Here is a 26,204-nt window from a genome sequence, read left to right as displayed (position 1 = left end):
TTTCATTATTCGTGAATTTTCCATCCATTTAAGGCTTTGGCCGTATCGGCCGTAAAATGATCAATGATGTCACTTTTTCCGCTATCCATAGCAGTAATGGCTGCCATGTCTTCCTCACTTAACGTGAAATCCCATATGTTAACGTTTTCAGCGATACGTTCTTTACGAACAGATTTTGGAATGGTCACAACACCGCGCTGAATATGCCAGCGCAAAATTACTTGTGCTACTGTTTTTCCATATTTCCCTCCGATATCAGAAAGTAATTCATTTTGGAAGATATTATTCTGACCTTCTGCAAATGGTCCCCATGCTTGTATTTGTACCCCGTATTCTTCCATTACTTTCTTTGCATCTTTCTGTTGAAAGAACGGATGGGTTTCCACTTGGTTTACAGCCGGCACAACTTCATTATTTAGGATTAAATCAACTAAACGATCCGGATAAAAGTTGGAAACACCGATCGCACGAATCTTCCCTTCTTTATAAAGTTCCTCCATTGCGCGCCAAGAACCATAATAGTCATTGAATGGTTGGTGAATGAGATATAAATCGAGATAGTCAAGCCCTAGCTTTTCCAAAGAAACATGAAAGGCTTTTTTAGCACTTTCATAACCTTGATCTTGAACCCAAAGCTTAGTTGTAATAAAAAGCTCTTCTCTTGGAATTCTACTTTTCTTAATGGCCGCACCAACTGCCTCCTCATTCATGTAAGCTGCCGCTGTATCAATGAGACGATAACCTGCCTCAAGCGCGTCAGATACTGCTTGTTCACATTGATCTGCATCAGGAACCTGAAATACACCGAAGCCCAAAGTAGGCATTTCAACACCATTGTTTAAAGTAACTTTTTGCATATAAAATTCCTCCTCTTTGAAAGTTTCGTTAACCTTGCACAAGTATTATCCTAATACCTTCGTGTAACACGAGGTCAAGCCTTTTAAATAAATTAATTTAAACTCTTCGATGAGGAATGAAAGCGTATAAGGTGAAGAAAGTGGTTAAACTATATCTTCAAATTTAAAAACGTAAATGATACAAATCCTATTGCCTTCGTGTTACACGAATGTGATAGGATTTTAAACAGTACTGAATAAAAAATATTTATGGGAGTGGCTAGAATGTATACGGTGAAAGATGTGGCCAAGCTGCTTAATATAACGGAACATACGGTTCGTTTCTACACGGACAAAGGATTAGTCCCGAGCGTACAGCGTGATAAAAACAACATTCGCCTTTTTGATGAAGAGTCCATTAATTGGCTGACAGGTGTTAAATATTTAAAACAATGTGGGATGACAGTGGAAGATATTAAAACCTACGTAGATTTGTGTTTAGAAGGTGGAAGTACCATTCATGAGCGCTATCAAATCATTTTAAAGCAAAAAGAGATCGCTAAAGCTCAATTAAAGGAAGCTAAAAGAACTGTAAAATATATGGACGAAAAAGCTAATCATTATCTTGATATTATTAACGGTTTATCGCCAGATGACACTAACCCTGGCGAATGGGAATGGGTGCATGCTAATAAAACACCCAAAGGCTCTTAACATCACCTCTATATCCGCAGTAAAAAGACTTATCTATACGATATACTAGATAAGTCTTTTTACTGTCCTGGGCGATTCCAAATCAGCTGGAAGCTGTTTTACTCCATTTATTTGAGCTAGACCGATGCCCTGCTAGTTTCGAATGTGTGAAAATTCCTCCTGCAGTTCTTTTAAAAACGCAGCCGCCGCAGCTGAAAGAACATGATGCTTTTTCCACACAATATTTAAACTTGACTCAAGCCTTGGCTGTAACGGTCTGAAACAAAGATTGCTAGTAGTAGAGGTATTGACTATTTTATCAAGCGTTATAGCGTATCCAACTCCTTCTTCAACCATAATGGCCGCATTATAGGCAAGATTGTATGTAGTGACAATGTTTAATTTATGAAAATCTTCGCCAAACCAATCCGCAAATTCATTTTTTGAAAACGTCTGTTTCATAGCCTGTCGTGAACAGATCAGTGGAACTTCTAATAAATCCGCAGCTTGAATGCTTTCTTTGACGGCAAGAGAGCTGTCTTTTCTCATAACAACGCCCCAAACATCTTTGGCAGGCATATTCAGATAATTGTATTTTGAAATATCGGCTGGCTGAATCAAAATACCGAAATCAAGCAGACCCTTGTCAAGCCGTTCCGTTATATCTTCTTCATTTCCGCTGTAGAGGTGATATCGTATATTCGGATAACGTATCTGTACATCTTTTACTACTCGTGCAATATGTTTCATTGCTTCTGTTTCTCCTCCTCCTATATAGACATCACCACCTATTGTTTCTTCCATCGAACTAAATTCCGCCTCTACTTTATCGACCATATTAACAATTTCCTCTGCCCTGTTTCGCAACAGCATTCCTTCATCTGTCAGAATGACACTGTGACTGCTGCGAATAAATAGTTTTTTACCTAACTCTTGTTCAAGATCTTTTAATTGTCTAGACAGTGTTGGCTGTGTCACATGCAAAACATCAGCGGCCTTCGTGATGTTTCCTTCTCTTGCAACCGTAAGAAAATAGCGTAAAACTCGAAATTCCATATACCCCTTCTCCTTTCACAATTTTTAGTGTATACGTTTCAGAAATGCTTATCAAGCATAACAAGATATGAGATATAAGTATTTTTTATATTTAAAAGAAGCCTTTAGAATGAATAACACGGAAGGTTATATCACAAAAGCAATACATTTAATGATTCAAAGTGGAAAGGAGCTTAACATGAAAAAACCCTTGTGCCTGTCTTCTATCTTAGTAACAAGCCTTGCCCTCGCTGCTTGTAGCAACAATAATTCATCTTCGACGGACAGAGATAATACAACTAATCCTTTAAACCAAGCACCAGAACAGCCAAAAGAAGATCGTATTTCAGCTACAAGAATTAAATTAACGTTTAACGATAAAGAAGTCTTGATTAATATGTACGATAACCCAGCAAGTATGGCTTTTCTAGCTCAACTGCCTTTAACCGTAACGTTTGAAGATTATATCCGTAAAGAGAAAATTAGTATTTTACAAAAAAGATTATCTATAGATGATGTACAGGCCGGAGACCTATCCAAAAAAGGAGACTTTGCTTATTACGGTCCTTGGGGAAATGTAGCTATTTTTTACAAAGGTCTTGAAGATGCTACAAACGACCTTATCATACTAGGTCAAATTGAATCAGGAAAAGAAAATGTTGAAAATGTTGATGGTAATTTTACAGGTAGAATTGAAAAAGTGACTAAGTAAAAACATGACAATACACCTTTAAACAACCCGCTTTACAGCAACTAGAACACAACATTTTTTAGGAAGAAGGATCTTTATTTTATGTCTAAACAAACTAAGCTACTTATATTTGTCTTAACTTTAGGAGCTTTCGGTATTATCAATACCGAAATGGGCGTTATAGGGATATTACCCTACATTGCGGATCACTTTCATATCAGTGTATCAAAGGCAGGATGGCTGGTGAGTCTCTTTGCGCTTACTGTGTCAATATCCGGTCCAACGATGCCGTTATTATTTTCGGGAGTCAATCGCAAGATGGCAATGCTGCTTGTGCTTGGTATTTTCATTTTCGGTAACATTATCTCTATCTTTACTTCTAATTTTGCTATTGCCATCATTGCGCGTGTGATTCCAGCTATTTTTCATCCAATTTATTTTTCAGCAGCTTTTACAATGGCGGCGAACTCAGTCAGCAAGGAAGAGGCTCCAAAAGCTGTTTCAAAAGTCTTTATTGGCGTATCTGCAGGTATGGTACTTGGTGTGCCGATCGCAAGTTTTCTTGCAAGTACAGTCTCGTTTCAACTATCAATGACGTTTTTTGCTGTTATTAACGCGATAGTATTTATTGCTACGTGGGCATTCTTCCCTTCTATGCCTGTTACAGAAAGACTTTCATACGGAGCACAGCTAAGCGTATTAAAAAAACCCGTTACTTGGCTTTCTATTGTTGCCGTCCTTTTACTGAATTCAGCAGTATTTGGGGTATATAGCTATCTTGCTGAGTATCTTAAAAGCGTTACGAACCTCTCTGGACAATTAATTAGTTTCATGCTGGTTCTGTACGGTGTGGCAAATATTATCGGAAACATTATCGCAGGGAAATTACTTACGAAAAATGCCATTAAAACGGTAGTCGTTTTCCCTTTCGCATTGGGAATCGTTTACATCATTTTATTCTTTACCGGACAGTTTACTTGGCCTATGGCTATCATGACTTTAGTTTGGGGAATATTTGCTGGTATAGGAACGAATATTAATCAATACTGGATTTCCTCCGCAGCTCCAGAAGCTCCTGATTTCGCAAACGGACTATTTTTAGCATCCGTTAACTTAGGAACAACCATTGGCACAGCCGTAGGTGGAATATTTATATCAGGAATGGGTATACAATACGTTGTACTAGTGGGCATCTTGTCATTAGTATTGAGTGTATTATTCATTTTACCAAGAAGCTACATGCAACGTCCTGTAAGGCAACTTTCAAAATAAGACATCAACGCAACTTTCTTTCGGGATCCCTAGTAGGATCCCTTTGTTTTCTTTTATTACATCTATGAAAAGCAGAAATCTGTTCTAATCAATGCTTACAGCATTAATATATAAAAAATGGAGGACTTGAAATGGAAAAATACACTAAAGTGGCACTTGTCACCGGCGGAAATCGGGGTATTGGCTATGAACTAGTGAGACAATTGGCGGTGGATGGTTTTAAAGTCATTTTGACAAGCCGAAATTCAGAAAGCGGACATAAAGCCATGCAAAAACTGAAAGACTCTCATCTTGATGTTTCGTTTGTAGTGATGGATATAAGCAGTGAAGCCAGTATCCGCCAAGCTGCGGCTATAGTCAGTGAACAATATGAACGATTAGATGTACTAATTAATAACGCGGGCATATATTTAGATAAAAATCAAAAATTAGTGGACTTGGACCCTTCTGTTCTAGAAAAAACGCTAGAAACGAATTTCTTCGGTGCCTACCATGTAATCCGTTCCTTTATGCCCCTTATGGAACAGCAAGCCTACGGAAGAATTATTAATGTTTCCTCCGAATATGGCGCAATGAGTGAAATGTCTTCTTCAGGAGTGGGCGCTTATAAGTTATCCAAGCTTATTCTAAATGGCTTAACGCAATTAATAGCTGCAGAAAGCACCAAAGATATCAAAATTAACGCGGTCGATCCAGGATGGGTAAGCTCAGATATGGGTGGACCATCAGCTCCAAGAACGCCGCAGCAAGCTGCTCGTTCTATTCTTTGGTTAGCAACGATTGGACCCGAAGGACCTTCCGGAGGCTTTTTTAAAGACGGAAAACAAATCGATTGGTGAACTTTTATAGCGTTAAGGCTATTTCCTATGACATCTTGAATTTATAATAAAAACCCTACGGATGATTAGGAATAATCCGTAGGGTTTTTGCTTCTAAGATACATACGATCTATTATTTTATGCTATTATATTCCTCATCCGTTACTGGTTCTAACCATTCCGGCGTACCGGCAGTGATGGCAATGTGTTCAAACCAGCTGTCTTTTGCAGCACCATGCCAATGTTTGACACCATCATGCGTCACAATAACATCTCCAGCTTTTAAGAATTGTGCAGGTTTTCCTTCTTCTTGGTACCAACCTTCGCCACCCGTTACTAATAGAAGCTGAAATCCATCACGATGAATATGCCAGTTATTGCGGCATCCAGGTTCAAAGGTTACATTTCCAACTCCAACGTTCACTTTAGGATCTGCGATTAAGGTTTGAAGATAGCTTTGTCCAACAAAAAATTGTGCATATGCTTCATTCTTTTCACCTGCTGGAAAAATAACGCCATTTTTTACTTCTTCATGTTTTGCCATTTTGATTCCTCCAATAATATCATTCATAATTGTATCTCTTGGCTCATTCATTGCTATAAAAAGTCCTTGCTCACCTGTTTATTTTAATTTTCCGCCAAATACCGGGAAGTAGCTATGCTCACCATAATCTTGAATAGGTTCTACATTTTTCAAAGTCTCCATATCTGCATTGCTGATTTCAAAATCAAGCTCTGCATTGATTCTCATATGATCTGAGTTTGCGGTCTTAGGAATGACTGCAAGACCAAGCTGAATGTCATAGCGCAGGCAAAGTTGAGCAACAGACACTCCGTATTTATCAGCTATTACCTTCACTTCTTTATTATCAAGAACCGCACCGTGCGCAATTGGTGAATATGCTTCTACCAAGATGCCATTCTTCTGGCAGAACTCAATTAACTCCAAAGGCGTATTGCTCACATGTGCCAATATTTGATTGACCATAGGCTTGATTTCACAGCTAGAAAGAATATTCTCTATATCATCCTGAAGGAAGTTAGAAAGACCGATTGCCTTTACCTTCCCTGCCTTATAAGTATCCTCCATGGCTTTCCATGCCTCTTTGTTTTCTTCGAAGTAGCGTTTCTCTTCTCTAAACTCCGTCCAAGGCTGTGGACTGTGGATAATTAGAAGATCAATGTAATCCAGCCCCATCTTTGTTAAAGACTCATCAATGGAATTCGTAACTTCCTCATAAGTTTTTGCTTCTGCTGCAACCTTTGTTGTAATAAAAAGTTCTTCTCTTGCAACACCGCATGAACGGATTCCTTCGCCTATGCCAGCTTCATTCATATAAGCTTGTGCCGTATCAATATGGCGATACCCTCTAGATACCGCATCACGCACTGCCTGAGCTGCCTGTTCGTCATCAAGCAGCCACGTACCAAGACCTAATAGTGGAATTTCTACACCGTTTGATAATTTATACGTTTCGTTAAACATGTTTTTTATCTCCTTTGAATTGTTTATTTTTGTATACTTTAAAAGTATCTATCTGCCTGTTAAAAGTAAATCAATATTGATTGATTAATCAACATCTGTCTATAATTATAAAAGCAAATAAAATCCTTTCAATCGTTAATTGAAGGCGATTCGTTGATTACTCAACAAATGAAGAGGTATTGTTGAATATCTTTTAAAAAAAGTGAGGTTTTTAAAATGGCGAAAGTGGATAGAAGAATACTAAAGAGCCAAGAGGCTATAAAAAACGCAGTGACTGAATTAATGACCCAAAAACGATTTGATGACATTACCATTCAGGATATTGCTGACAAAGCAAACGTTAACCGAGGCACGATTTATCTTCACTATATGGATAAATATGATTTATTAGATAAGATGATTGAAGAACATATGAACAACCTTGAAGAACTATGTCATTCGGCTGCTGATATGACGTTCCAAGAAGGAAATTATGTTTGGTTTGAATATTTTGAGCGTCACCATCTCTTCTTTTCAACCATGTTAGAAAGTAAAGGCGCTCATTATTTCCGCAGCCGTTTTCTCGAGTTAGTCATCCAAGAGTATGGTCCTGAAGTTGATACAACTGAAGGAGAAAACAAAGGGTTGCGTAAAGAGGTTGTTATTCAGTTCTTTGCCTCGGCCGTTGTAGGGACAGTAGAATGGTGGTTTAAAAACGGGATGCACGTTCCAACCGATGTAATAGCCGAGCAAACCGGCATATTGTTAGATCGGAATTTGGAATAATTTAATCCGTTTTATACGTACAAATAAATGAAAATCCCCCCAAAGTGTAAAAGTGGCAGAAACTTTCTTATTATAAGATTATGTTAATAAGCTGAGTTAGAGATGATATGACTTGCCGTCAGATAAAGAGATCATCTCAACATAAAAGAACAGCACTAAACCTGCTGAGTATCCATAGGTTTAGTGCTGCTCAAACATTTTATTTTTTTAATGGATATTGCTTTTTACAGAAGGAGTCATTTCTATTGAGAATACTTTATCTTCTAATTGCTTTATAAACGATGTTTAGCTCGTAAAAACTAATCCAACTTTTTTATAATCTTTGCGGGGTTCCCTCCCACTACTACATGATCCGGAACATCTTTTATCACAACAGCTCCGGAAGCGATTACAACATTATGTCCAATTGTAACGCCTGGATTGATGACAGCTCGTCCTCCAATCCATACATTATCTCCAATTGTGACGGGCTTGGTATATTCAACTTCTGTAATTCGCTGTTCTGCATTCACAGGATGAGTATTCGTATAAATATGTACGCCCGGTGCCATCATACAGTTCTTCCCTATAGTAATTCGTCCCCCATCTAAAAGTGTGCAGTCAAAGTTCGCATAAAAATTTTCTCCTACGTGGATATTGTATCCGTAGTCGCATCGAAAGTTGGATTCAAGGTAGATACGTTCTCCAGTTGAACCGAATAGTTTTTTTAGTAACTCCGTACGCTTTTCATAATTCGTCTCATCTGTATCGTTAAACGAACGAACAAGCCTTCTTGCATCTTCCCGGTCCTTTATTAATTCTGGGTCTGCTGGAAAATACAGCTCGCCATCCACCATTTTTTCTTTTTCAGTTTTCATTTATCTGCTCTCCATTCTTGTTCTTACATTTTCACTAGATTGAATTCGTTTACATTTTATCATGATAATAGACTTAAAAATAAGATTTTTATAGGTTTGAGTCAACAGTTTGAAGACAAGAAACGTAAGAAGTCATGTTACTCTTTTACCACGCGCACAGCTGCTGATTACTTTGAGTATGTTTCCTTAATAATTGAAACAGACACAGCTCCCGTAACAAGTAAAATACCTGAGATTAAAATCATGCCTGGCATAGAAGATCCGATTATTGGGAACAAAGCAAAACTCAAGCAAGAAGCGATAATTTGCGGTAAACAAATACTCCCATTAAATAATCCTAGATATGTTCCCATATTCTTTCCTGACAGGGCGTTGGTAAGCATCGTGAACGGAAACGTCATCATAGCAGCCCAAGCGATGCCAATTAAAATAAATGAAGCAATCAGCATCCATTGATTGTGAATAAAAAAGACAGACCCAAAACCAATACCGCCTAGCAGTAAACTAAAAGCATACGCTGGCTTACGTTTGTTGTTGGCTACGCGTGACAAAACTAGTGACCAAATGACTGCGGCAATCGACTGTACAGCTGATAAAATGCCGAACCAGTTGCCAGCTGCTTGATAGCCGGAGCTAGACGGCTGATTCGTATACCAAACGTTTTCAGCGACTGCACCTGTACCGTATGTCCATAAATATTGAAAGCCCATCCAGCAGAAAAATTGAACAAGTGTGACCGTCCAAAAAACCTTTGGAGCGTTGCGAAGCAGTTTAAAAACGTTTACATTTTCTTTTGTAGCTTCGTCTGCAATACCGTGGTATGCTGCAAATTCTGCAGGTGAATATTCTTTTACTTTAAGTATTGTAAATAAACTACAAATAATTAACACAACGGCTCCAACATAAAATGAAATAACAACTGATTGTGGTACTACTCCTTTTGGTGCACTATTTGATACGCCTAATACCGTTAAAACAAAAGGGAAAATACAGGCTAGCACAGCACCGCTGTTTGATAGAAAACTTTGAATGGAATAGGCAAAACCTTTTTGCTCTTCATTGACCATGTCTCCAACCATCATCTTAAATGGCTGCATGGCTACATTTGATGATACGTCCATAAACAAAATAGTGATGGCGCCAAAAGTCATCGCAGCCACTGCACTAAAACCAAAACTGCCGGCATTTGGCAGCAAGCACATAACAATTACGGCTACAATTGCTCCAATTAGCAGATAAGGTATACGACGGCCAAGCCTTGGCATCCAGGTGCGATCTGAAAAATAACCAACTAAGGGCTGAACCACTAAACCGGCCAACGGCGGTAAAATAAAGAAAAAGCCTAATGTAGTTGGATCAGCACCGATTGTTTGAAATATGCGTCCCATATTTGAACTCTGTAATGAGAATGCCATTTGTACACCTAAAAATCCAAAACTAATTAACCATATGGTACTGATCGGTAGATAAGGTAAGTTTGGCTGAACGCTTTTTTCACTGGTTTCAACGATTCTTTCTTCTAACATAACTGCCTCCTATGATTCAATTAACAGCCGCAAAAGATAGATGTTCTGATGTAAAGTGCTACGACATTCGTTGTGAACGTTTTCAAAACAACGATGAATACTGTAAATGTTAGTGTCTTTGGCTGGCTGTTTTCTATTTTGCTAGATTACCTCAGGAATACGGCATAACTAATAGTCCTGTCTAAAAATGCTGTTTGAGTATGTAAGAATTTTCACTATCGGCTCATCCGTAAGCTGCTGACTATCGCTTATACCTTCTTAAAAGTTTCATAAAATCTAATTATTAAAAACATTAGAATACTTTTATTTGAACATTATATACTAAACTAATATTTTAATGCAATCGTTTGCACAAATTATTTTTTAAATATTTAAAGACCTTCGAATCTCGTGACACTATGCGTACATACTCATTATCATCGCTTTAATATTTCTAAGTCAAAAGGAGGCTTTACTCTTGAAATCTTATAAAAAACCCAAAGAATATACGTATTCCTTGGGTTTGAGTTCCTTTAATTCACTTAATTTCCTTCTGGAGCAATCCATAATAGAACAGAGATTATCTGTAATATAACTTTAACTGAAGGTTTTTGTAACCATAAGGATTATAAAGAAGATAACAGCGAAGAAAAATCCTTGACTGACAGGGCTAGTAGTCTTTTTATCTAAGGATTTTCGGGTAAATAGCTTGAAGAACAATGGAAACAGAATGCCTCCAATGATTGCTGTAATTAGTGCTTTAACTAACATCCAATACTCCTTTCTAAAAACTGTTAATATCCGTATATATCTGGTTCAGTAGAGAAAACAACATCGCCCCATTTCCCGGGCAAATATTTTGGTAACCAATAGGAATGTTTAAGAGTTGATCCCTTTAGCTATCACACTATTTTATTATGTAAAAGGTTTTACAATTAAAAGCATAATAAACATGATAATCGCAAACAAAGCTCCCTGAAGAACAAAGTTTATTGGCCTATGAGTAGCTTCATTTGCTTTTAGAAAATACTTTGACCATCTTGTATGCATCATTACTTTTGCACATAGGCTAAATAAAACCCCCGCAATGATTGAAGCAACTGCTGTTTTTAAGATATAAATTCACTCCTTTCTAAAACAATTAAAGGATACCCATAACTTAACATAAAAACCTAAATCATACAAAAAAATCATAGAGTCGAAAACGTATGGTACTCGCCCGTAAACCATTCGTTTACAGACGAAACTGTGAATTAGACTACGAAATTTTGTGGAAAACCGCTCATTTCCTTACTACTAACATTTTTAATAAACCCTCTAAAAGAAAATAATAGCCAATGTTAATGTTTGTATGACTACAAGTACAAAAACAGGCTTTAAGGTTCCTTAAAGCCTGTCCACTTACCTTTCTTCCTTAAAATCTTTTTTTATATTCCAAAACGTTTGTTTTAATTCGTTATAAAAAAGCATAATTGCAAACCCTAGTATCGAAACACAGAATGAAAATTTACCCAAGTCAAAAAATATTCCTATAAATACAATGATAATCCCTATGACGAACCCTGGAGTAGCTGGCTCCTCTTCCTCTTCATCTATTGCAATTTTCTTTTGAAACTTCTGATCTCCCTTAATCAATTCATCCAGCGGCACATTATAAAGCTCACTTAACTTAATAAGGTTCTCAATATCCGGATACCCTTTATTATTTTCCCACTTATAGACGGCTTGTCTAGATACATTCATTTCCCCAGCTAAGTCTTCCCTAGACATCTTTTTTTCTTCCCTTAACTTCTGCAGCTGTTCCCCTAAATTCACTCTTATCACCTCTAAGGCTTAGCTTACAATAAATATGTAAAAAATTCCATAAACGCTTAGTAACAAGCTGTAAACCATTGGTTAACACGGCAGATATAAGGCGTACTTACTGGACATGTACAAATTCAACAAAGAAAAAAAGCTAGCATAAAGCTAACTTTTTTAAGTTAGAGATAAAGGCAGTCTAATAATTAGCAACCGCCAAATCCTCCCCAACAAGCACAGCCGATAATGATTAATAAGATAAACAGCACGATAATTAAAGCAAAACCACTGCCACCTCCGTAACCGCAGCCGCCGCCGTAACCATAGCCACAACCTCCGCCATAACCGCCAAAGAACATAAACTTCACCTCCTTCTTCTTCATACATTTAGCATATGATAAAAAACGAAATGTGCTCCACGAAGTGGATAGACTACGTTTTATATCACTATAAAAAAAACGATAACCTTTTAGTTTCTTTTACATACAATGAAGCATCCTCAGATCCCATATATAAGTTTTACTCCCTCTGCAATAGATTGTTTGAATTCCGCCCAATCAGTTCTATTGCGTATAAAAGCACTCCCTCACAACCTCGAATAAAAAAGTCTTTCTCAAATTAGAGAAAGACTTTTTTATTGTTATTAACAGCCAAATCCGCGACCGTAACAGCTGCATCCAATAATGACAAGAAGAATAAACAGAACAACTAATAAAGCAAAACCAGAACCAGCTCCACCATAACTAGACATACAAACACTTCCTTTCGTGATATTTAACTAAAGGAAAAAACTTTAAACTTACATGGGTTAAGGTATTATATGTAGACACAGCTCATATCGATTGGATTTTGGTCTAAAATGGGCTATTTTGTTTAACGATAGCTAAATAACAAAATGTCACATAGTAAAAACCCTTCATTGTTAAAATGAAGGAGCTTTTTTGGCTATCAGCACCAAGGACGAGGTCTAGGAGGACAGCTTGGAGCATAAAAATTTGATGGGCTTCCTGACATATAACGAATTCTGGATGCGGGAACGCTTGCATGTATCTGTTAAATAAGAAAAGTATATGCCTTTTAAAGATGCCTTATCGTATTACGAATGATGTTTATTTCGTTCATTCTGACAGGAATAGAAGTTTTTTCATGTCCGTTATTCCTGAAGATTAACATCCATCGCTGCGTTATCAATATTATTTAAAATGGTTTTGTTTTTATCGTCTAATTCATTACGTAAAAGTGAATTACGCGTCGCTTCGTATAAATCGTAGCTTCTTTCATCAACTGGAGAATTATGATCTTCACATATCATCTTTTCTGATTTTTTGGATTTATCTTCCACATCAGTCACCTCCTCTGTATATTATGTGAGTTGATTAGAAAAAACATAAGAACTTTATCTAGCTACTGTGGGGTAAGGTTTAATCAACGGTTAGCTCTTTCTGTATATTGCGTTTACATATCATATGACCTAATATTAGGTGGATACAACCGTTTCTTGAGCGTGCTTTTGGATGATTTCTGGAACTTCCAGCAGTGAATGAATGGTTATCAATTTACCTTTTGGCGCAATGTCAATTTTAACTTGATTGTAGCTCCACTCAAGTTCAGAAGGCACGTGAATCGCATGTATTCCAGCTTCTACTGCCGGTCTTATATCGGTTTTTAATGAATTTCCAATCATCCAAGTCTTTTTGGGGTCGTACTTAATTTGGTTTAGTATTTCTTTTAACGCAGCTGTATCTTTATGTTCAGAAATAAACACTCTTTTTTCAAAGTATTTAGCTAGCTCTAGCTGCAAAATTTTTCTACCTTGATTTTCCTCGTCTCCACCTGTGTGTAAGTAGAGGTTATGTCCTTGTTTTTTAAGTTCATCTAATACTTCATACATGTTTGGCAGAGGCTCTATCGGTACTTCAAATACACTTTGACCAATTTTTTTGACTCTTTCGACTCTGTCTTCATGGATATCTTGATGGTTTTGTTCACTAAAAAATAAATAAGTAGCTACTAATGATTTTGGAAAGCGGGAAGAATGAAGGCCGTACTTTTCGATGCTTTTTAAATCTATCTCTAACTGCTTTTGTTTTATTTCTTCCTTAGTCAGATTCTCAAACCATTCCTGCAATTGAGCCACAAAAGCATTTATGGTGTCTCTAAAATATTTATTACAGTGAACAAGCGTATCGTCTAAATTAAAAAGTAAAGTTTGCTTCTGCATTTTGTTAAATCCTTTCTACAATGGATGTACAGACAATATATATGAAAAAACACTAACCACTTTTATTACCTACCCACCCCTAAAACCAAAATAAAATCTCCAATATGTTAGGAATAAGCAGTTGATTTACTATACTGAAATGAGAATATTTAGTGGAAAGATCCTTCTAGCATATAAAATAGAAGGATCTTTTTATAAAATAAAACGCTGCAGGATATTTCTGCTAATAAATATAACGTTCAAAATGCTTTCTATTCATGTTTGTTTTGGACGTAGAGGTACTCAGTCCTGAACGATTTATTAGCGGTTGGCTGCCTTCGTCTTCTTTAGGTATATTCATTTCAAGACCTTGTATAGTGAAAGGATCATACATATACGTTGTTCGTTCAGTTTCTGTATGTGACATTAACTTCACCTCTATTAATAGCCTTCATTTTTTTAAATCATGCTAACTCGTTTACAGCAGGTTCTCTAATAAAAATATCTGCGTTTCATAGGTCTTTTCGTTAAAAAAGATCCGCCGTTTTTGACTTTTTTTATTAAGTTGTAATTTCTTGTGGCTCTTCGCCTTCAAGGTCAGTGAAGAAATTTTCTAAGGTTTCCCTCGGATCAAGAGCACGCCCATCTTCTTCGACAATACGGTTAAGCGTAGGGTCATTATTGCTATCTTTATTTTTATAGTTGTTATAATCAACTCTTTCTGCAATTCCTGAATTATCAACGTCTTTAAAGTCTTTCTTTGGCATAAAAACACCTCCTAGCCCTATTGTTTGAAAATTTGAAGATAAAATAAGTGGAAGGTTAAGTTATATTTTTATTTCCCCAGAATTAATTAGATACTTGTTGCTAAGAGACATGTACAACATGCTTAATTGTTTTACGAAATGGGGAAACTAAAACGTCAAAACTGAATTTACAGAGGAAGAATAACTAAACACACTTCTTAAAATAGCTATAAAAAGCAATCATTTTTATTAATCCAAAGACTAATTCTTTAAAGAGTTAGTCCTTTGTTATTCAATTAGTATACTCTTGAACATGAAAAAAGAATGACAAATGAACTGTCATTCTCTCTCCTACACATGGCAAGCGTTTAGTTTTTAGTCACAAGGAAATGAAACATCTAATCCCACTTTTTACAGTTTCGGTTGTTTCTAAAAATTAGTATGTCATCCTAACAAAGAAATATACATCCATTATTTACCACGAATACATTTCTTCCACAATAGGAAACTTAAGAAAAACAAGGAGGTGACACAACATGGCAAACAACAACAGCAGCAACAACAACGAATTATTAGTATACGGTGCTGAACAAGCAATCGATCAAATGAAATACGAAATCGCTAGCGAATTTGGTGTAAACCTTGGTGCTGATACAACTGCGCGTGCAAACGGATCAGTAGGCGGCGAAATCACAAAACGTCTTGTACAATTAGCTGAGCAACAACTTGGCGGCGGACGCTTCTAAGACAACTTTATAATTGATGGCTGAAGGAAGAATGGATCTCCATTCTTCCTTTTTGTACGAATAAAAAAAGAAGGAGAGATTATATGCAGCAAAATCAACCAGCTAAAGAAAATACGGGTTTTGCTGAAAAACCAGCAGTATCTGCAACAAATGCACAAAAAGTAAAACAAGAAATTCAAAAAGACGTACATGAAGGACAAGGTGCAATGACTTCTCGAGAAGCAGGCGCAATGCGCGATTAAAAAACACTTTAAGCAGTTTTAATCACGTACTCTTTGTACTAGAACCTATAAAAGTACCTCCATTAACCGAGGTACTTTTGGCAGTCTACTCTATTTCGACAGGGGAGATACTAAGACCTTGGAAATGGTATCATACTTTACTTAGTCTTACAGTCAAATCAGCGTTAAACAGGTTAATGATCGGAGCTATAAGAGTATTAGATGAAAAAGTAGAAAAGAGTTCTTGATTTATGAAATAAAAACTAAGTTGAAGATGCTTCTATATCTTCAACAAATGAGTGAAGACCCCATGAATCATCTAATCACCCCTTTATGAAAAAATAAAGAGCTTTTTCTTGTCGAAGAACTCTTCATTTTGATAAAGATTAGGTGCATATCAATGAACTGCATAAAATAAATGAACAAGACCATATTAAATATGGATGATAGATATGAAAAGTATCTTTTTTCCGAATCCATAGGAGATCGCAGATGAATAATTATAAAAATGACAATACTGCAAGACGCTATATTGCACATGTCAGTATATTTGGAACGACGCAAATCCATTTGAGAAACCCCTATATTATCGCTTGGTGGTCAGCAGCTTTTCCAGGGTTTGGGCACCTACTACTGTCTAAATACCTTCGCGGCTTTGTGTTATTTGTATGGGAAGTCGTCATAAACCTTAAATCTCATGTGAATTTAGCTATGATTTATTCTTTTCAAGGAAACATTGATATGGCCAAAGACGTGCTTAATACAAGGTGGCTTCTTATTTATATTCCCGTTTATATTTTTGCTATATGGGATAGTTACCGAACAACCGTTGATTTAAATAAAATATACGTGTTAGCTGAACGAGAAAATCACCGGTTCAACACCTTTAGTCTAGGAGCCATGGAAATAAACTATTTAGATAAACGGAATCCCATCCTATCCGTTTTCTGGTCCTTGGTGATGCCAGGTCTAGGGCAACTCTATATTCATCGCATCATTGGTGCTTTCTTTGTTATCATTTGGGCAGTCGTTTTTTTTTATTATTCTCACCTGCTTGAAGGAATTTCTCTTCTATTTTTAGGAGAAATAAAACACGCTACCTCCGTTTTAAATAAAGAATGGCTGTTATTTTTCCCTTCCTTATATGGTTTTGCTACCTTTGACTCCTATATAAATACGGTTGAGAATAATAAACTTGCTGAAAGAGAACAAAAAATCTTCTTCGAAAAAACGTATCAACATCCAAGTTTTTGTATTGCGAAAGGAAAAAAGGTGGAGTGAAAATATGCAGGTCTTTTCTACATTTGAATACTCCAGTTACATAGAATTAGCTGTTTCAGAGCTCGAAAAAAAAGGGATAAAGAAAGAAGATATATTCATTGTTCCTCTCAATAATCGAATGGAAGATCGTCGGATTTTTGACAGCCTTCATCGAGCTGATGGAGTTTCTCTTATTGATTTAGGAATGGCTCTAGCCACAGCCTTTTCAGTCATTGGTGCAAGCATTGGTTTTAAACTAAGCTGGGGGCCCATCTACTGGGGACTCATTAGTGCGTTTATCGGATTTATCTTAGGACTAGGAATTAAACTATTTATGTTTAAAGTAATCAAGAAAAACCAACGGCTTTTACGCGGCAAACATTCGGAAGTCATACTCATTGTGGATTGTCGTACGGTGGACGCTGGAGTGGTTGAACAAACTTTGTGGAAAAACTTGGCCTTAGGTGTTTCAAAAGTTAGATCTGATGGCTTATAAAAATAAGTCATTACTGTACAATATAATAGCGAGATGCAGGATGAATAAATTACTATTCAGGATTAGAAATAACTTCCTTAACGCATTGGGGGTTTTTTCTGTTTTTAAGCTGTATACTCTAGTTAGCATACTATCATATATTAGAACCAAAAAAGCTCTTAAAAAGAGCTTTTTTTGGTTTTAACATATGCTAAATGTTATTCTACCATCCTCTTTGATTTCTTAATGTGGTAACATGAGCAATATGATGCTTTCCATGCCAAGCGTAAGTCGCTATTAATTGCTCAATCGTCACTTCCCCGTTTTCAGGATGGTGGATCGTTTTCTTTAAATCTATTTCATCAAGTGAGTTCAACACTTTATGAAGACGCTTATGTAAAGCTGCAAAAAGTTGAAGGGAAACTTCTATTGGTAAATCATTATCAGGCAGAGTTGACCAAGCCACTTCATCATAGGCCTTAATAGTAGGCACTTGCTCTGTTAAGCCTAATTTAAAACGGGTATAAGCATTCATATGGGAGTCAGCTAAATGATGGACAACTTGACTTAATGTCCAACCTCCTTCTCGGTAAGGCGTAGCTAATTGTTCTTTTGTCAGCCCTTCTACAGCATCAGCTAATTGCTTTGGGGCATCTCCAATGTCATGAATCCAACCTTGAATATCTTCTTTCTGAATATTTTCTTTCACAGTAAATTTCCCAATCGGATATTGATTAAACATATTTCTTCCTCTCTTTCTATTTTTATTACTATCTAGTATAGCACTTTACTCAAAAATAAATTTAAATATTCAGAATAAAATAACCAGATGAAGTGTTAAAAATAAAGGAAAAAGGATCTTCAGCGATTAGAAGACTCTTTTTCCTTTATTTGCTTTAAGCACTTGTAATCTTGACTGAGAATCATTGGTTTGCCTAATTACTTTTTCCACAATGTACTGATATCCATATAAAACAACGGCTAAAACCGTAGTCATCCCCCAGTACATGCTTGGCGACATCTTTTTCATTTTAAATATGCCCGCTTTTTTCAAAGCACCGCCAAAAGGGAAAATATTAAACCAGTCTAACACCGTATTGGCAAGTATGTATTTTAGAAAAGAGCCGTACGTTAGCTTAAATATCCAAAGTGTTCCTATTAAGTGCGGACCTAAAATATAAGTAAAATCTATAGGTGCTTTAGGAAATAAAGGATTGTTATTTCTAAACCATTTTTTCTGATTGGCAATGACGGTAAACACAATGATGAATAAGTTAGCGAAAGTAGCTACAGGCAAAAAACGGACAAATGATTTTGTTCCTATAAAAGGCGCTGTTAACCATGGAAAGATTAGCACGCTTAAAGAAATGATCAATTTTCTTTTATACTTACGCATGAATTGTCTCCTCGAACTGTATTTTCGTAAATATTATTACCTAAAATTGAAAGTTTATGTAATATACCACAACGATTCCAGGCAAAGAGAACCTGGCTAACGATGGCATACGTATATTTCTAGTGACGATGGAATTAGAATCCAATCTTCAAAAAAATAAGCATCTAGCCTTTAAAGACTAAATGCTTCTCCTCCTTTACACCTTATAAATTTCATTAGACGACAGCCAGTCAACGAATTGATGATACGGATAATATGTAGTCCCTTTCAGCTCTATTTTTGGAGCTCCAGGATATTTAGTTAACAGTTCTTCAATTTCACCCTTACTCAAATGAAAGTGATAGTGCAGATCTTTTTCTTTAATCAAATAAGGATATTTTGATTTCCTTTGAGGTTTACTAAAATTTTTTAAACCATCGCCTATGAAATAACCAAGGGCAGCTAATCCTAACGCTAACCAAAAAAAGTTCATTTCCAAAACAGGATACCCCCCCAACATTTCTAATAAATACATTCTAGCGTAAGATTCATAACAAAGAGATCTTACTTTATAAGATTTCTACAAATTAGCCAGTTTTTCATCAGCTATAAACTTCATAAGTATACCTGCCCCTGAAACATTTAATAATATGCTGCTACCTAAAATAACACCATATAATAATCCAGCTATATGTAATGTTAAAGCTAAAATCAAAAAGACTGTTCCTATACCGACTAAAAATAATCCCAAGCTTCGATTACCCATCTATTTCACCACCAAAAAAATAAATATAGTTATATTTTAACATAATTATAATTATTTCATTTATCAAAAAAAGGAGAAGCTAAGCTATGTTAGTTTCCCCTTCTTTTTGTAACTCCAGTTTTCATTAAAAACCCTGCGGATATAATACAGGCAGCAGATAAAAGCAACCCTGTTAATCCCTGTTTTAAAATAAACCCAAAGATTATAATAGAAAATGATCCTAAAAAGAACATCAACTTGACTAAAACATTTCTTTTGCTCATTTATCCAATCATCTCGATTCTATATACAAATAATACATATAGTTACTCCCTCTGTTCTCTTTGTCCAGCACTCCAAGCTAACGCTAATATAGAAATCGTTACAACTAGTGCAGTCACCATAACTATATCCACCTCTTATTCCTTATAATTACATTTTAACATAGTTTTAGAATACTGTTGGAACGGAGGTTATACGAAACTGACTAGTATAAAACGGATTACCAGCATAAAAAGGGCACCTAATTACTATAGGCGCCCTTTTTATGTATTAGTACAAATAGACCCCTGTCCTACTGCTTCACTTGATAATAACCTCTGCAAAAAAACGAGTTCTTCGGTTTAATCGCAATTAAAAATGAGTTATAGATATCTGAGCCAGAAATGAATGTATTTATCCAACATACAAATAATAGGATGGATCTAATATTTCCTGATACATAGAACGACGTAATAGCAGGAACTATCGATAATACAAGAAAAGGCAAGCTCATAAAGATCCAATATCTCGTTTTAGATAGAGTTGCATTTGTATTGAGCCAGAAAAATATTCCGCTAAATGTCAAGCTCACATCACCTTTTTTATATACGACTAAAACGTGCAGACATTCATGAATAGCAAAGACAATCATACCTATTATAATAAGATAAAAGAGATTGATGTGAGTAAAGTCTGCTCCAAAGAAATAAGGTATCAATAGAATAATAATTTGAAGTAAATATACAAACTTCATATAGTGTTTTCGATACCACGTATTCTGGATAAAAGGCGTCCATTCAGAAAAGTCCCTGCTTATTTGTGGCAAGTGGCGAAACCAACTGATGATAAGCGTTCCCTCCCTTGTCCAAACTTCCACTAATTATGCGTTTGTTTTAACGTAAAATCTCCTAATATATATTACGCTTTATTATTTAAATACTGAGTAAGTAAATACACTGCAGCATTTGTGAGTTGATCAATATGTCCTAATCCCCCTAATATAAAGAATATATTGATTATATTTCCATTTTATCATAAGTTTGTGGATGAACACGATATACCAACTTAGTTATATAAGCAAGAAGGACGATAAGGAATACGATGTTAAAATTAATTATGATGGTTCCTTTAGTTAAGAATGGAGAGTTGATATGAAAACAACTAATAGCGAAGAGTTAGGTGACCAATGGTATGGAGTAAAGGTTCTTTATAAGCACTTAATAGTGGGTAAACCTAATACAGAAAAGATCGACGAAAATTATGAAGAACATCAGATATTTGAAGAAAGTATTTTATTAATTAAAGCTCCATCATTTGATCAAGCCTATGAAATTGCAGAAAAGAAAGCAAAAGAATGTGAAGAAACCTATACCAACGTTTATGATCAGACTGTGCACTTCCAATTGATTGAGAGTTTAGATGCCTTCCTCTTATGTGAAGAAGAGGAGTTACCAAATGGTTCGGAAGTATATTCACGTTTTTTACACGTGCCTAAAAAAGAAAGTTTAGCTAATGTCTTATCTAGGTACTATCCGGAAGTTACAGAGGATGAAACAGAGCTGATACGCAAAAACTTCATTTTAAGGAATAGAGATTTTAATTGAAGATTCATATTAAATATAAAAACAAGATATATACGATATACGAACTTGATCAACATAATGTACTAACTTAAAACATAATGAAGAGACGCCACTTGCTTTAAATGGTGTCTCTTCTTTTAGAATATTTGAGTAAAAGCTACAATTAAAATCGTAATCCCGCTGATTAACGTTCCAAATTGACCTAATGTAAACTTCCCAATTTGAACATTTGCTGCTTTTTGCCCCACCATTACTCCTAGCCATACCGTTATAAAACTACCAAATGCTGATGTAAGCGAAATAGCTAAAGGTGATAAACCAAGTAAACCCGCTCCTAGACCGTTTGTAAGTGCATTGGCTGAAAGTGCAACACCTAGCACACTGCTTTCAACCCAGCCAATATATCGTACGTTTTCTTGACCACTACTATCTAATTCATCAATTTCATTATTTTTTTGGGAACCAACTAATAAAATAATTCGAATTCCAATTAGCGTTAATAATACGACGGCTACAATAACATGGAACACCCCTGGTAAAATCGTTGAAAGCCATCGGCCAAACATAATCCCGGTCATGCTAAAGAGGAAACAAATAGCTGCTATTAGTAAATTAGAAAGCCATTTTATCCTGATTTTTCGTACTCCATAAGATATTCCTACACCAAAGTTATCTATACTTGATGATAGGGCAAAACCTAAAATGAATAACCATTCCATTTTGTATTCTCCTTTTGATGATAATATTGAGGAAATTTGCTTACTTGTTGCATATATTGTTGATAAACCTTCAATAAAATGAGTACTGCGCGTTGAAAAATATAAAGAGGTGAATCGCAATGTCTAACATCCAAAATGAACAAAGCCTTGGTCTGTTATTAAGGTCTTTATTAAAGGAAAATGCTTTATCTATGCGGAAACTAAGCTCACTTACGGGGATTGATACGGCAACTATTTCACGGATTATAAATGGCAAGCAGCAAGCAAATCTACATCATTTAAAGCAATTTGCACACTATTTAAATACGCCTCTTGAAGCATTGATTGATCCTGCTGAAGCTGCTTCAAACCATACAGCAAATGAACTAGAAACAGGCATTCATTACTCCATCGATAAAATTCAAGAAATACTTAAATCTTTTAATATAGCAGATACCAACTTTACGATTGAACGTGTAAAACAAGAACTAACAAAATATAAGCAATATGCACAGACAGACGAAGGACACAGCATGATCATAAATAACTTTCAATCCAAAATAGAGCAAGTGGGAAGCGTTGGTACTTTCATCGACCAATTAAAGCAAATGTATCTTGAATATTGTAGCGAAGAAACCTCAGCCGCCAAGCGCTCTATATTGGGAAGTGCGCTATTGTATTTTATTTTGCCTACCGATATTATTCCAGACTACGTCTTTCCAATCGGTTATTTAGACGATGCAATAGCTGTACAACTAGTGATGAATCAACTTACGGAATAAAAACTGAGTTTTATTAAGGGAACTGAACGCGGCATGCTGCTATTTATTGTGAAAATGGAACTTTTTCTGAACCATGACGATGAGCAGGTAAATACTCTATTGCCTTCTTTAATTTAGATAATTCCTTTGGCACAACCTTTTTAATAATTTTTTCTTTTTTACATGGCTCGCATGACTCATGGTTGCATCTATGTGCACACATACCTAAAGGGATTTTCTCTCCTACAAATGGATCTATATAGACTCCATTTTCAAATAACTTACTCTTAATAAGATGTTCATTTTGCAATCTGCAGCAATTAACACAATAGTACATTTGTTTTCACTCTCTTTCTTATACTTGATTTTGAAACATCTTATGAGAACTCATCAACAGAAGTGCTTGTTCCTACATGAAAAGTTGAAAAAATCTCAACAGGCGTTGATGAATACTCAACACACGTTACTTCCAAACATATAGTTTAATCATGACATCACTACGAGTATCATAATTTGAGGAGGGATAATGATGAAAGCAAGAGGAATTGCTAACGCCGTAATTGGTATTTGGTTTGTTATGGCCCCGTGGATGCTTGGGTTTTCATATAATGCAGGGGCTACGTCAGCAAGTATTGTATTTGGAACCCTTCAAGTGGTTATGTCTTTTTGGGGAGTTACTAAACCCGGATGGAATTCATGGCAAAATTGGATTTCGCTCATTACCGGATTATGGTTTATTCTTTTTCCCTTTATTTATTCATTAACAGACGGGGTGCTTTGGTCTAGCGTCGTACTTGAGTTAATGACCGTATTACTTAGTTTATGGAGCTTGAACTCTAAAGCAAGATTAAAATTAAAAGCTATAAGTTAAAAAGCGAATAATATTCCAGTGTTTGCTTAAACTACTCTAGATACCGCAACGTATCGACTATGTGAGAAATCATTCTCCTAGCAGAAAAGCTCCCTACGGAAATAGGGAGCTTTTTCTGCTTTTTATGTAAGGACGGTACATATTTATTTAGTCAACGTAATGTAGTTGATAGAAAGCTATAAAGTAGCAAAGGTAGATCACATTTGCGATCTACCTTTGCTCTCCATTACGGAGTCATCATTACTTTTTTAACACGGGTATCCATATTTCACTTTTAAAGGTTGGCGACGTTACATTTTTATGTTCATTCCATAAGATTTCCGGTCCTTCTACTTGTTCATAAGTTGAGGCCGGAAACCATTCTGAATAAATTCGTCCCCATACATCTTGTAATGTGTCAGGAAATGGTCCGACTGCTTCGAATACAGCCCATGTTCCAGCTGGCACTTCAATTTGTACTAAATGATTGGGACAATCCTTAGTTGTGGCTACACCGATATAATGGTCCAGCTGCCCTTTTTCCTCCATTCTCCCTTCAGAAAAGTTCACAGATGCACTAAGCAAACCTAATGGTGTAACATTAGAAAGTTCTTTTAATTCACGTATTGTTTCATCGTTCAAGCTTTCCCACATAGCAGCAATCTTTGGATTGACTCCATGAAAGATTATTGGAACTCTTTCTTTAATACCGACTATATGAAAGTCTTCTTTTTTTTCAATGCGATAATTCATCTCATTTCCCCCTTTAATTGATAACTGAAAGGTCATTTTTGGAAATGCTTTAAGTGAACTGCCGCTCTTTTTAGCTTCGGAAGGAGTTATACCATGCAAATTTTGAAAAGCTCTTGTAAACGAATCTGGTGAGCTGTAATTGTACTTGATCGCAACATCAATGACTTTGATGTTACTATCTTTAAGTTCAAATGCTGCAAGTGTAAGTCGTCTTCGGCGAATATATTCTGATAAAGTAATACCTGCAAGAAAAGAAAACATTCTTTTAAAGTGATACTCAGAGCAAAGAGCCAGTCTTGCTACTTCTCTAAAATCGATATCATTGGTTAAATTCTCCTCAATATAGTCTAAAGCTCTATTCATATTTCTAAGCAAATCCATTTATATGACCTCCCTTATTATCAGAATAGCAGGATTTGAATAGAGCTATCCGACATTTCATGCACAGTTATGCAGGCTTTTTTCTTCTGTTCATAAGTTTTCACAAACTTAAACAAGCTATTCAAGGTGCAATTTTAGTTAACATAATAACTTTCGAAAACAACCAATAAAGAGCCTTAAAGTATAAGGCTCTTTATTGGTCCTCTATTCACCTGTGTTTTTATGAGCAAATCCCAACCAAAATAGCAATTACACTGCATCTGTCATTACATATAAATGGGATAGCGCAATTTTGTTTTCTAAAATTACGTATGGATGGCATTTCATTAAAGCGAGCTTAAGAACTTCTGGTACTCTCTCTTCATCATAAGCGCATACTAAATACAATCCGCCTTTATTTACTAATTTATCGGCTTCATTCTCAAACTCTTCTAGAATAGGTATAATTCCTTCTTGCTGTCCCCATTCTACATGAGCCCATATTTGAAAAGATGTATTGTTTTTATAGAAAGGATCTAAGTGTCTAGAAAGGTGTTCAAAGATTATGGCAGGCTGAAAACTTCCACTTGAACAGTAATAATCAAAATTATTAATAGTATGTATATAGGTTAATTGATCTTTAGTTAGAATTCCCTCTAATTTTTCAAAAATTAATGGAATTAATCTTTCACTTTCTATAACTAAAGTATGTCTCTTCTGTTCAATACCCGAAACAATATAAGACACAAGATTGTCTAAGTAACTTTTCATATCGTCAATGTTGTAGTAAATATGAACGCTTTCATTATTCTGTATTAATTGAGCAAACTGATTTTTCAAATATGTACGCTCCCTTATATAAAATCAACCTAAATTTTAAGCCTCTTAAAATAGTAATTTGTTTATCTGTTAGAAAGATTCTACGCTTTGCGTTCCTGCATGTCAAAATTGGATGTTCTCCCCTTTGTTTTGGGGTGGACAGCTGTTTTTAGAACAGTGTATCTGTATTGATTGCGAACGTTTGCGACAATTATTCTAGCAGCTTGACTAAAGGATACTATACCCTTTTCAAATACGATTAAAACCTAACAAGAAATGATTATGGAATTAAACTTAAAAGAGAAGCTCTAACGTTTCTTCTATATTCACTTATGTCCTCTCAAAACCTTCAAGTAAGAGAGTTAGAAAAAGACGGGATTGTTCACCGTGAAATCTATAAAGAAATCTCCCAAAAAGTAGAGTACTCCCTAACCAAATTCGGAAGATCTCTCGAACCAATCATTTTACTTATGAAAGACTGGGGAGAAACGCATAAGAACAGAATTATTAATGCGAGAGCAATGGAAAAAGAAGAAATTTAGATATAAATTATATTTATTAATAGATTCGTGTACTTTAGATATAGCCTATAC

General features: G+C 35.8%; 34 protein-coding genes and 1 pseudogene. 13 read left to right on the top strand and 22 right to left on the bottom strand.

Going from position 1 to position 26,204, the window contains the following annotated elements; all coding sequences use genetic code 11:
- Window positions 1–5: 5 nt before the first annotated feature.
- The gene (locus tag ACH0CI_RS05830) at window positions 6–857 is read right to left on the bottom strand and encodes an aldo/keto reductase (protein WP_406901020.1); all 852 of its coding nucleotides are present in this window, start codon (window positions 855–857) and stop codon (window positions 6–8) included.
- A gap of 264 nt (window positions 858–1,121) precedes the next feature.
- On the opposite strand from ACH0CI_RS05830, the gene ACH0CI_RS05825 reads away from it, so the two are divergent.
- A complete protein-coding gene (locus tag ACH0CI_RS05825) occupies window positions 1,122–1,550 on the top strand; it encodes a MerR family transcriptional regulator (protein ID WP_335707824.1) in 429 nt (142 codons plus the stop codon).
- Between the two features lie 132 nt (window positions 1,551–1,682).
- On the opposite strand, the gene ACH0CI_RS05820 is transcribed toward ACH0CI_RS05825, so the two are convergent.
- Window positions 1,683–2,585, bottom strand: coding sequence for a LysR family transcriptional regulator (locus tag ACH0CI_RS05820; protein ID WP_406901019.1), 903 nt, complete (start codon window positions 2,583–2,585; stop codon window positions 1,683–1,685).
- Window positions 2,586–2,763: 178 nt separating this feature from the next.
- Here ACH0CI_RS05820 and ACH0CI_RS05815 point away from each other — a divergent pair, with 178 nt between their 5' ends.
- From ACH0CI_RS05815 to ACH0CI_RS05805, 3 genes are all read left to right on the top strand, one after another.
- Window positions 2,764–3,276, top strand: coding sequence for a cyclophilin-like fold protein (locus tag ACH0CI_RS05815; RefSeq protein WP_406901018.1), 513 nt, complete (start codon window positions 2,764–2,766; stop codon window positions 3,274–3,276).
- Between the two features lie 81 nt (window positions 3,277–3,357).
- On the top strand, window positions 3,358–4,527 hold the full coding sequence (locus ACH0CI_RS05810) for an MFS transporter (protein ID WP_406901017.1): 1,170 nt from the start codon (window positions 3,358–3,360) through the stop codon (window positions 4,525–4,527).
- Between the two features lie 131 nt (window positions 4,528–4,658).
- Window positions 4,659–5,366: an SDR family oxidoreductase gene (locus ACH0CI_RS05805; RefSeq protein WP_406901016.1), complete on the top strand. Its 708-nt coding sequence runs from the start codon at window positions 4,659–4,661 to the stop codon at window positions 5,364–5,366.
- 112 nt (window positions 5,367–5,478) lie between these two features.
- Here the strand turns inward: ACH0CI_RS05805 and ACH0CI_RS05800 are convergent, their stop codons facing one another.
- Together ACH0CI_RS05800 and ACH0CI_RS05795 are read right to left on the bottom strand one after the other, a co-directional pair.
- A complete protein-coding gene (locus ACH0CI_RS05800; protein ID WP_047751802.1) occupies window positions 5,479–5,889 on the bottom strand; it encodes a cupin domain-containing protein in 411 nt (136 codons plus the stop codon).
- A 78-nt stretch (window positions 5,890–5,967) separates the two neighbouring features.
- Window positions 5,968–6,831: an aldo/keto reductase gene (locus tag ACH0CI_RS05795; protein WP_406901015.1), complete on the bottom strand. Its 864-nt coding sequence runs from the start codon at window positions 6,829–6,831 to the stop codon at window positions 5,968–5,970.
- A 216-nt stretch (window positions 6,832–7,047) separates the two neighbouring features.
- Between ACH0CI_RS05795 and ACH0CI_RS05790 the strand changes: the two genes are divergently transcribed.
- Window positions 7,048–7,596 (top strand): TetR/AcrR family transcriptional regulator, encoded by a 549-nt coding sequence (locus tag ACH0CI_RS05790; protein ID WP_028414900.1) that lies wholly within the window; start codon window positions 7,048–7,050, stop codon window positions 7,594–7,596.
- Window positions 7,597–7,895: 299 nt separating this feature from the next.
- Here ACH0CI_RS05790 and ACH0CI_RS05785 read toward each other — a convergent pair whose 3' ends face one another.
- The 9 genes from ACH0CI_RS05785 to ACH0CI_RS05745 form a co-directional block, all read right to left on the bottom strand.
- Window positions 7,896–8,453: a sugar O-acetyltransferase gene (locus tag ACH0CI_RS05785; protein WP_406901014.1), complete on the bottom strand. Its 558-nt coding sequence runs from the start codon at window positions 8,451–8,453 to the stop codon at window positions 7,896–7,898.
- Between the two features lie 167 nt (window positions 8,454–8,620).
- A complete protein-coding gene (locus tag ACH0CI_RS05780; RefSeq protein ID WP_168761151.1) occupies window positions 8,621–9,979 on the bottom strand; it encodes an MFS transporter in 1,359 nt (452 codons plus the stop codon).
- A 1,380-nt stretch (window positions 9,980–11,359) separates the two neighbouring features.
- Window positions 11,360–11,773, bottom strand: a complete 414-nt coding sequence (locus ACH0CI_RS05775; protein ID WP_335707832.1) for a helix-turn-helix domain-containing protein — start codon at window positions 11,771–11,773, stop codon at window positions 11,360–11,362.
- Window positions 11,774–11,964: 191 nt separating this feature from the next.
- The gene (locus ACH0CI_RS05770) at window positions 11,965–12,117 is read right to left on the bottom strand and encodes a YjcZ family sporulation protein (protein ID WP_013058439.1); all 153 of its coding nucleotides are present in this window, start codon (window positions 12,115–12,117) and stop codon (window positions 11,965–11,967) included.
- A gap of 284 nt (window positions 12,118–12,401) precedes the next feature.
- On the bottom strand, window positions 12,402–12,509 hold the full coding sequence (locus ACH0CI_RS05765) for a YjcZ family sporulation protein (RefSeq protein WP_081213975.1): 108 nt from the start codon (window positions 12,507–12,509) through the stop codon (window positions 12,402–12,404).
- 402 nt (window positions 12,510–12,911) lie between these two features.
- On the bottom strand, window positions 12,912–13,100 hold the full coding sequence (locus ACH0CI_RS05760) for a hypothetical protein (protein WP_071271865.1): 189 nt from the start codon (window positions 13,098–13,100) through the stop codon (window positions 12,912–12,914).
- 135 nt (window positions 13,101–13,235) lie between these two features.
- Window positions 13,236–13,979 carry an HAD family hydrolase gene (locus ACH0CI_RS05755; protein ID WP_335707835.1) on the bottom strand — a complete coding sequence of 248 codons (744 nt, stop codon included), beginning with the start codon at window positions 13,977–13,979 and terminating at the stop codon, window positions 13,236–13,238.
- Between the two features lie 223 nt (window positions 13,980–14,202).
- Entirely contained in the window at window positions 14,203–14,385 is a 183-nt protein-coding gene (locus tag ACH0CI_RS05750; protein WP_335707836.1) for a hypothetical protein, read from the bottom strand.
- Between the two features lie 133 nt (window positions 14,386–14,518).
- The gene (locus ACH0CI_RS05745) at window positions 14,519–14,725 is read right to left on the bottom strand and encodes a hypothetical protein (protein WP_335707837.1); all 207 of its coding nucleotides are present in this window, start codon (window positions 14,723–14,725) and stop codon (window positions 14,519–14,521) included.
- A gap of 515 nt (window positions 14,726–15,240) precedes the next feature.
- Here ACH0CI_RS05745 and ACH0CI_RS05740 point away from each other — a divergent pair.
- The 4 genes from ACH0CI_RS05740 to ACH0CI_RS05725 all read left to right on the top strand — a co-directional run bounded on the left by ACH0CI_RS05740 (window position 15,241) and on the right by ACH0CI_RS05725 (window position 17,427).
- Complete coding sequence (locus ACH0CI_RS05740) at window positions 15,241–15,450, top strand: alpha/beta-type small acid-soluble spore protein (protein ID WP_013058446.1); 210 nt, start codon at window positions 15,241–15,243, stop codon at window positions 15,448–15,450.
- A gap of 83 nt (window positions 15,451–15,533) precedes the next feature.
- On the top strand, window positions 15,534–15,692 hold the full coding sequence (locus ACH0CI_RS05735; RefSeq protein WP_335707838.1) for a hypothetical protein: 159 nt from the start codon (window positions 15,534–15,536) through the stop codon (window positions 15,690–15,692).
- 471 nt (window positions 15,693–16,163) lie between these two features.
- Entirely contained in the window at window positions 16,164–16,952 is a 789-nt protein-coding gene (locus tag ACH0CI_RS05730; RefSeq protein ID WP_406901013.1) for a hypothetical protein, read from the top strand.
- 4 nt (window positions 16,953–16,956) lie between these two features.
- Window positions 16,957–17,427 carry a hypothetical protein gene (locus tag ACH0CI_RS05725; protein WP_335707840.1) on the top strand — a complete coding sequence of 157 codons (471 nt, stop codon included), beginning with the start codon at window positions 16,957–16,959 and terminating at the stop codon, window positions 17,425–17,427.
- 202 nt (window positions 17,428–17,629) lie between these two features.
- Here the strand turns inward: ACH0CI_RS05725 and ACH0CI_RS05720 are convergent, their stop codons facing one another.
- The 5 genes from ACH0CI_RS05720 to ACH0CI_RS05700 all read right to left on the bottom strand — a co-directional run bounded on the left by ACH0CI_RS05720 (window position 17,630) and on the right by ACH0CI_RS05700 (window position 20,541).
- A complete protein-coding gene (locus ACH0CI_RS05720; RefSeq protein WP_335707841.1) occupies window positions 17,630–18,148 on the bottom strand; it encodes a YfiT family bacillithiol transferase in 519 nt (172 codons plus the stop codon).
- Window positions 18,149–18,274: 126 nt separating this feature from the next.
- On the bottom strand, window positions 18,275–18,802 hold the full coding sequence (locus ACH0CI_RS05715; RefSeq protein WP_335707842.1) for a hypothetical protein: 528 nt from the start codon (window positions 18,800–18,802) through the stop codon (window positions 18,275–18,277).
- Window positions 18,803–18,998: 196 nt separating this feature from the next.
- Window positions 18,999–19,280 (bottom strand): hypothetical protein, encoded by a 282-nt coding sequence (locus tag ACH0CI_RS05710; RefSeq protein ID WP_025749994.1) that lies wholly within the window; start codon window positions 19,278–19,280, stop codon window positions 18,999–19,001.
- 81 nt (window positions 19,281–19,361) lie between these two features.
- A complete protein-coding gene (locus ACH0CI_RS05705) occupies window positions 19,362–19,547 on the bottom strand; it encodes a hypothetical protein (RefSeq protein WP_406901012.1) in 186 nt (61 codons plus the stop codon).
- A gap of 553 nt (window positions 19,548–20,100) precedes the next feature.
- Window positions 20,101–20,541: a DUF3267 domain-containing protein gene (locus ACH0CI_RS05700; protein WP_406901011.1), complete on the bottom strand. Its 441-nt coding sequence runs from the start codon at window positions 20,539–20,541 to the stop codon at window positions 20,101–20,103.
- A 397-nt stretch (window positions 20,542–20,938) separates the two neighbouring features.
- Between ACH0CI_RS05700 and ACH0CI_RS05695 the strand changes: the two genes are divergently transcribed.
- Window positions 20,939–21,391 (top strand): DUF4288 domain-containing protein, encoded by a 453-nt coding sequence (locus ACH0CI_RS05695; RefSeq protein ID WP_335707339.1) that lies wholly within the window; start codon window positions 20,939–20,941, stop codon window positions 21,389–21,391.
- Between the two features lie 116 nt (window positions 21,392–21,507).
- Here ACH0CI_RS05695 and ACH0CI_RS05690 read toward each other — a convergent pair whose 3' ends face one another.
- Window positions 21,508–22,089, bottom strand: coding sequence for a manganese efflux pump (locus ACH0CI_RS05690; RefSeq protein WP_063247141.1), 582 nt, complete (start codon window positions 22,087–22,089; stop codon window positions 21,508–21,510).
- 119 nt (window positions 22,090–22,208) lie between these two features.
- On the opposite strand from ACH0CI_RS05690, the gene ACH0CI_RS05685 reads away from it, so the two are divergent.
- Window positions 22,209–22,850 (top strand): DUF1232 domain-containing protein, encoded by a 642-nt coding sequence (locus ACH0CI_RS05685; RefSeq protein ID WP_335707337.1) that lies wholly within the window; start codon window positions 22,209–22,211, stop codon window positions 22,848–22,850.
- A 43-nt stretch (window positions 22,851–22,893) separates the two neighbouring features.
- On the opposite strand, the gene ACH0CI_RS05680 is transcribed toward ACH0CI_RS05685, so the two are convergent.
- Complete coding sequence (locus ACH0CI_RS05680; protein ID WP_034328173.1) at window positions 22,894–23,166, bottom strand: DUF3973 domain-containing protein; 273 nt, start codon at window positions 23,164–23,166, stop codon at window positions 22,894–22,896.
- A 192-nt stretch (window positions 23,167–23,358) separates the two neighbouring features.
- Between ACH0CI_RS05680 and ACH0CI_RS05675 the strand changes: the two genes are divergently transcribed.
- Window positions 23,359–23,700 carry an SPW repeat protein gene (locus ACH0CI_RS05675; RefSeq protein WP_406901010.1) on the top strand — a complete coding sequence of 114 codons (342 nt, stop codon included), beginning with the start codon at window positions 23,359–23,361 and terminating at the stop codon, window positions 23,698–23,700.
- Window positions 23,701–23,940: 240 nt separating this feature from the next.
- Here ACH0CI_RS05675 and ACH0CI_RS05670 read toward each other — a convergent pair whose 3' ends face one another.
- Entirely contained in the window at window positions 23,941–24,813 is an 873-nt protein-coding gene (locus ACH0CI_RS05670; RefSeq protein WP_406901009.1) for an AraC family transcriptional regulator, read from the bottom strand.
- Between the two features lie 249 nt (window positions 24,814–25,062).
- Window positions 25,063–25,632: an MEDS domain-containing protein gene (locus ACH0CI_RS05665; RefSeq protein WP_335707334.1), complete on the bottom strand. Its 570-nt coding sequence runs from the start codon at window positions 25,630–25,632 to the stop codon at window positions 25,063–25,065.
- 326 nt (window positions 25,633–25,958) lie between these two features.
- Between ACH0CI_RS05665 and ACH0CI_RS05660 the strand changes: the two are divergent.
- A pseudogene (locus ACH0CI_RS05660) lies at window positions 25,959–26,153 on the top strand (winged helix-turn-helix transcriptional regulator); the annotation flags it as partial.
- Between the last annotated feature and the right edge of the window lie 51 nt (window positions 26,154–26,204).

The organism is Priestia sp. 179-F W1.4 NHS, from assembly GCF_045369295.1.
In the GTDB taxonomy this organism is placed as follows: Bacteria; Bacillota; Bacilli; order Bacillales; family Bacillaceae_H; genus Priestia; species Priestia zanthoxyli.
Note: the sequence above shows the minus strand (reverse complement) of the source record. Positions and strands in the feature narration are given on the sequence as shown.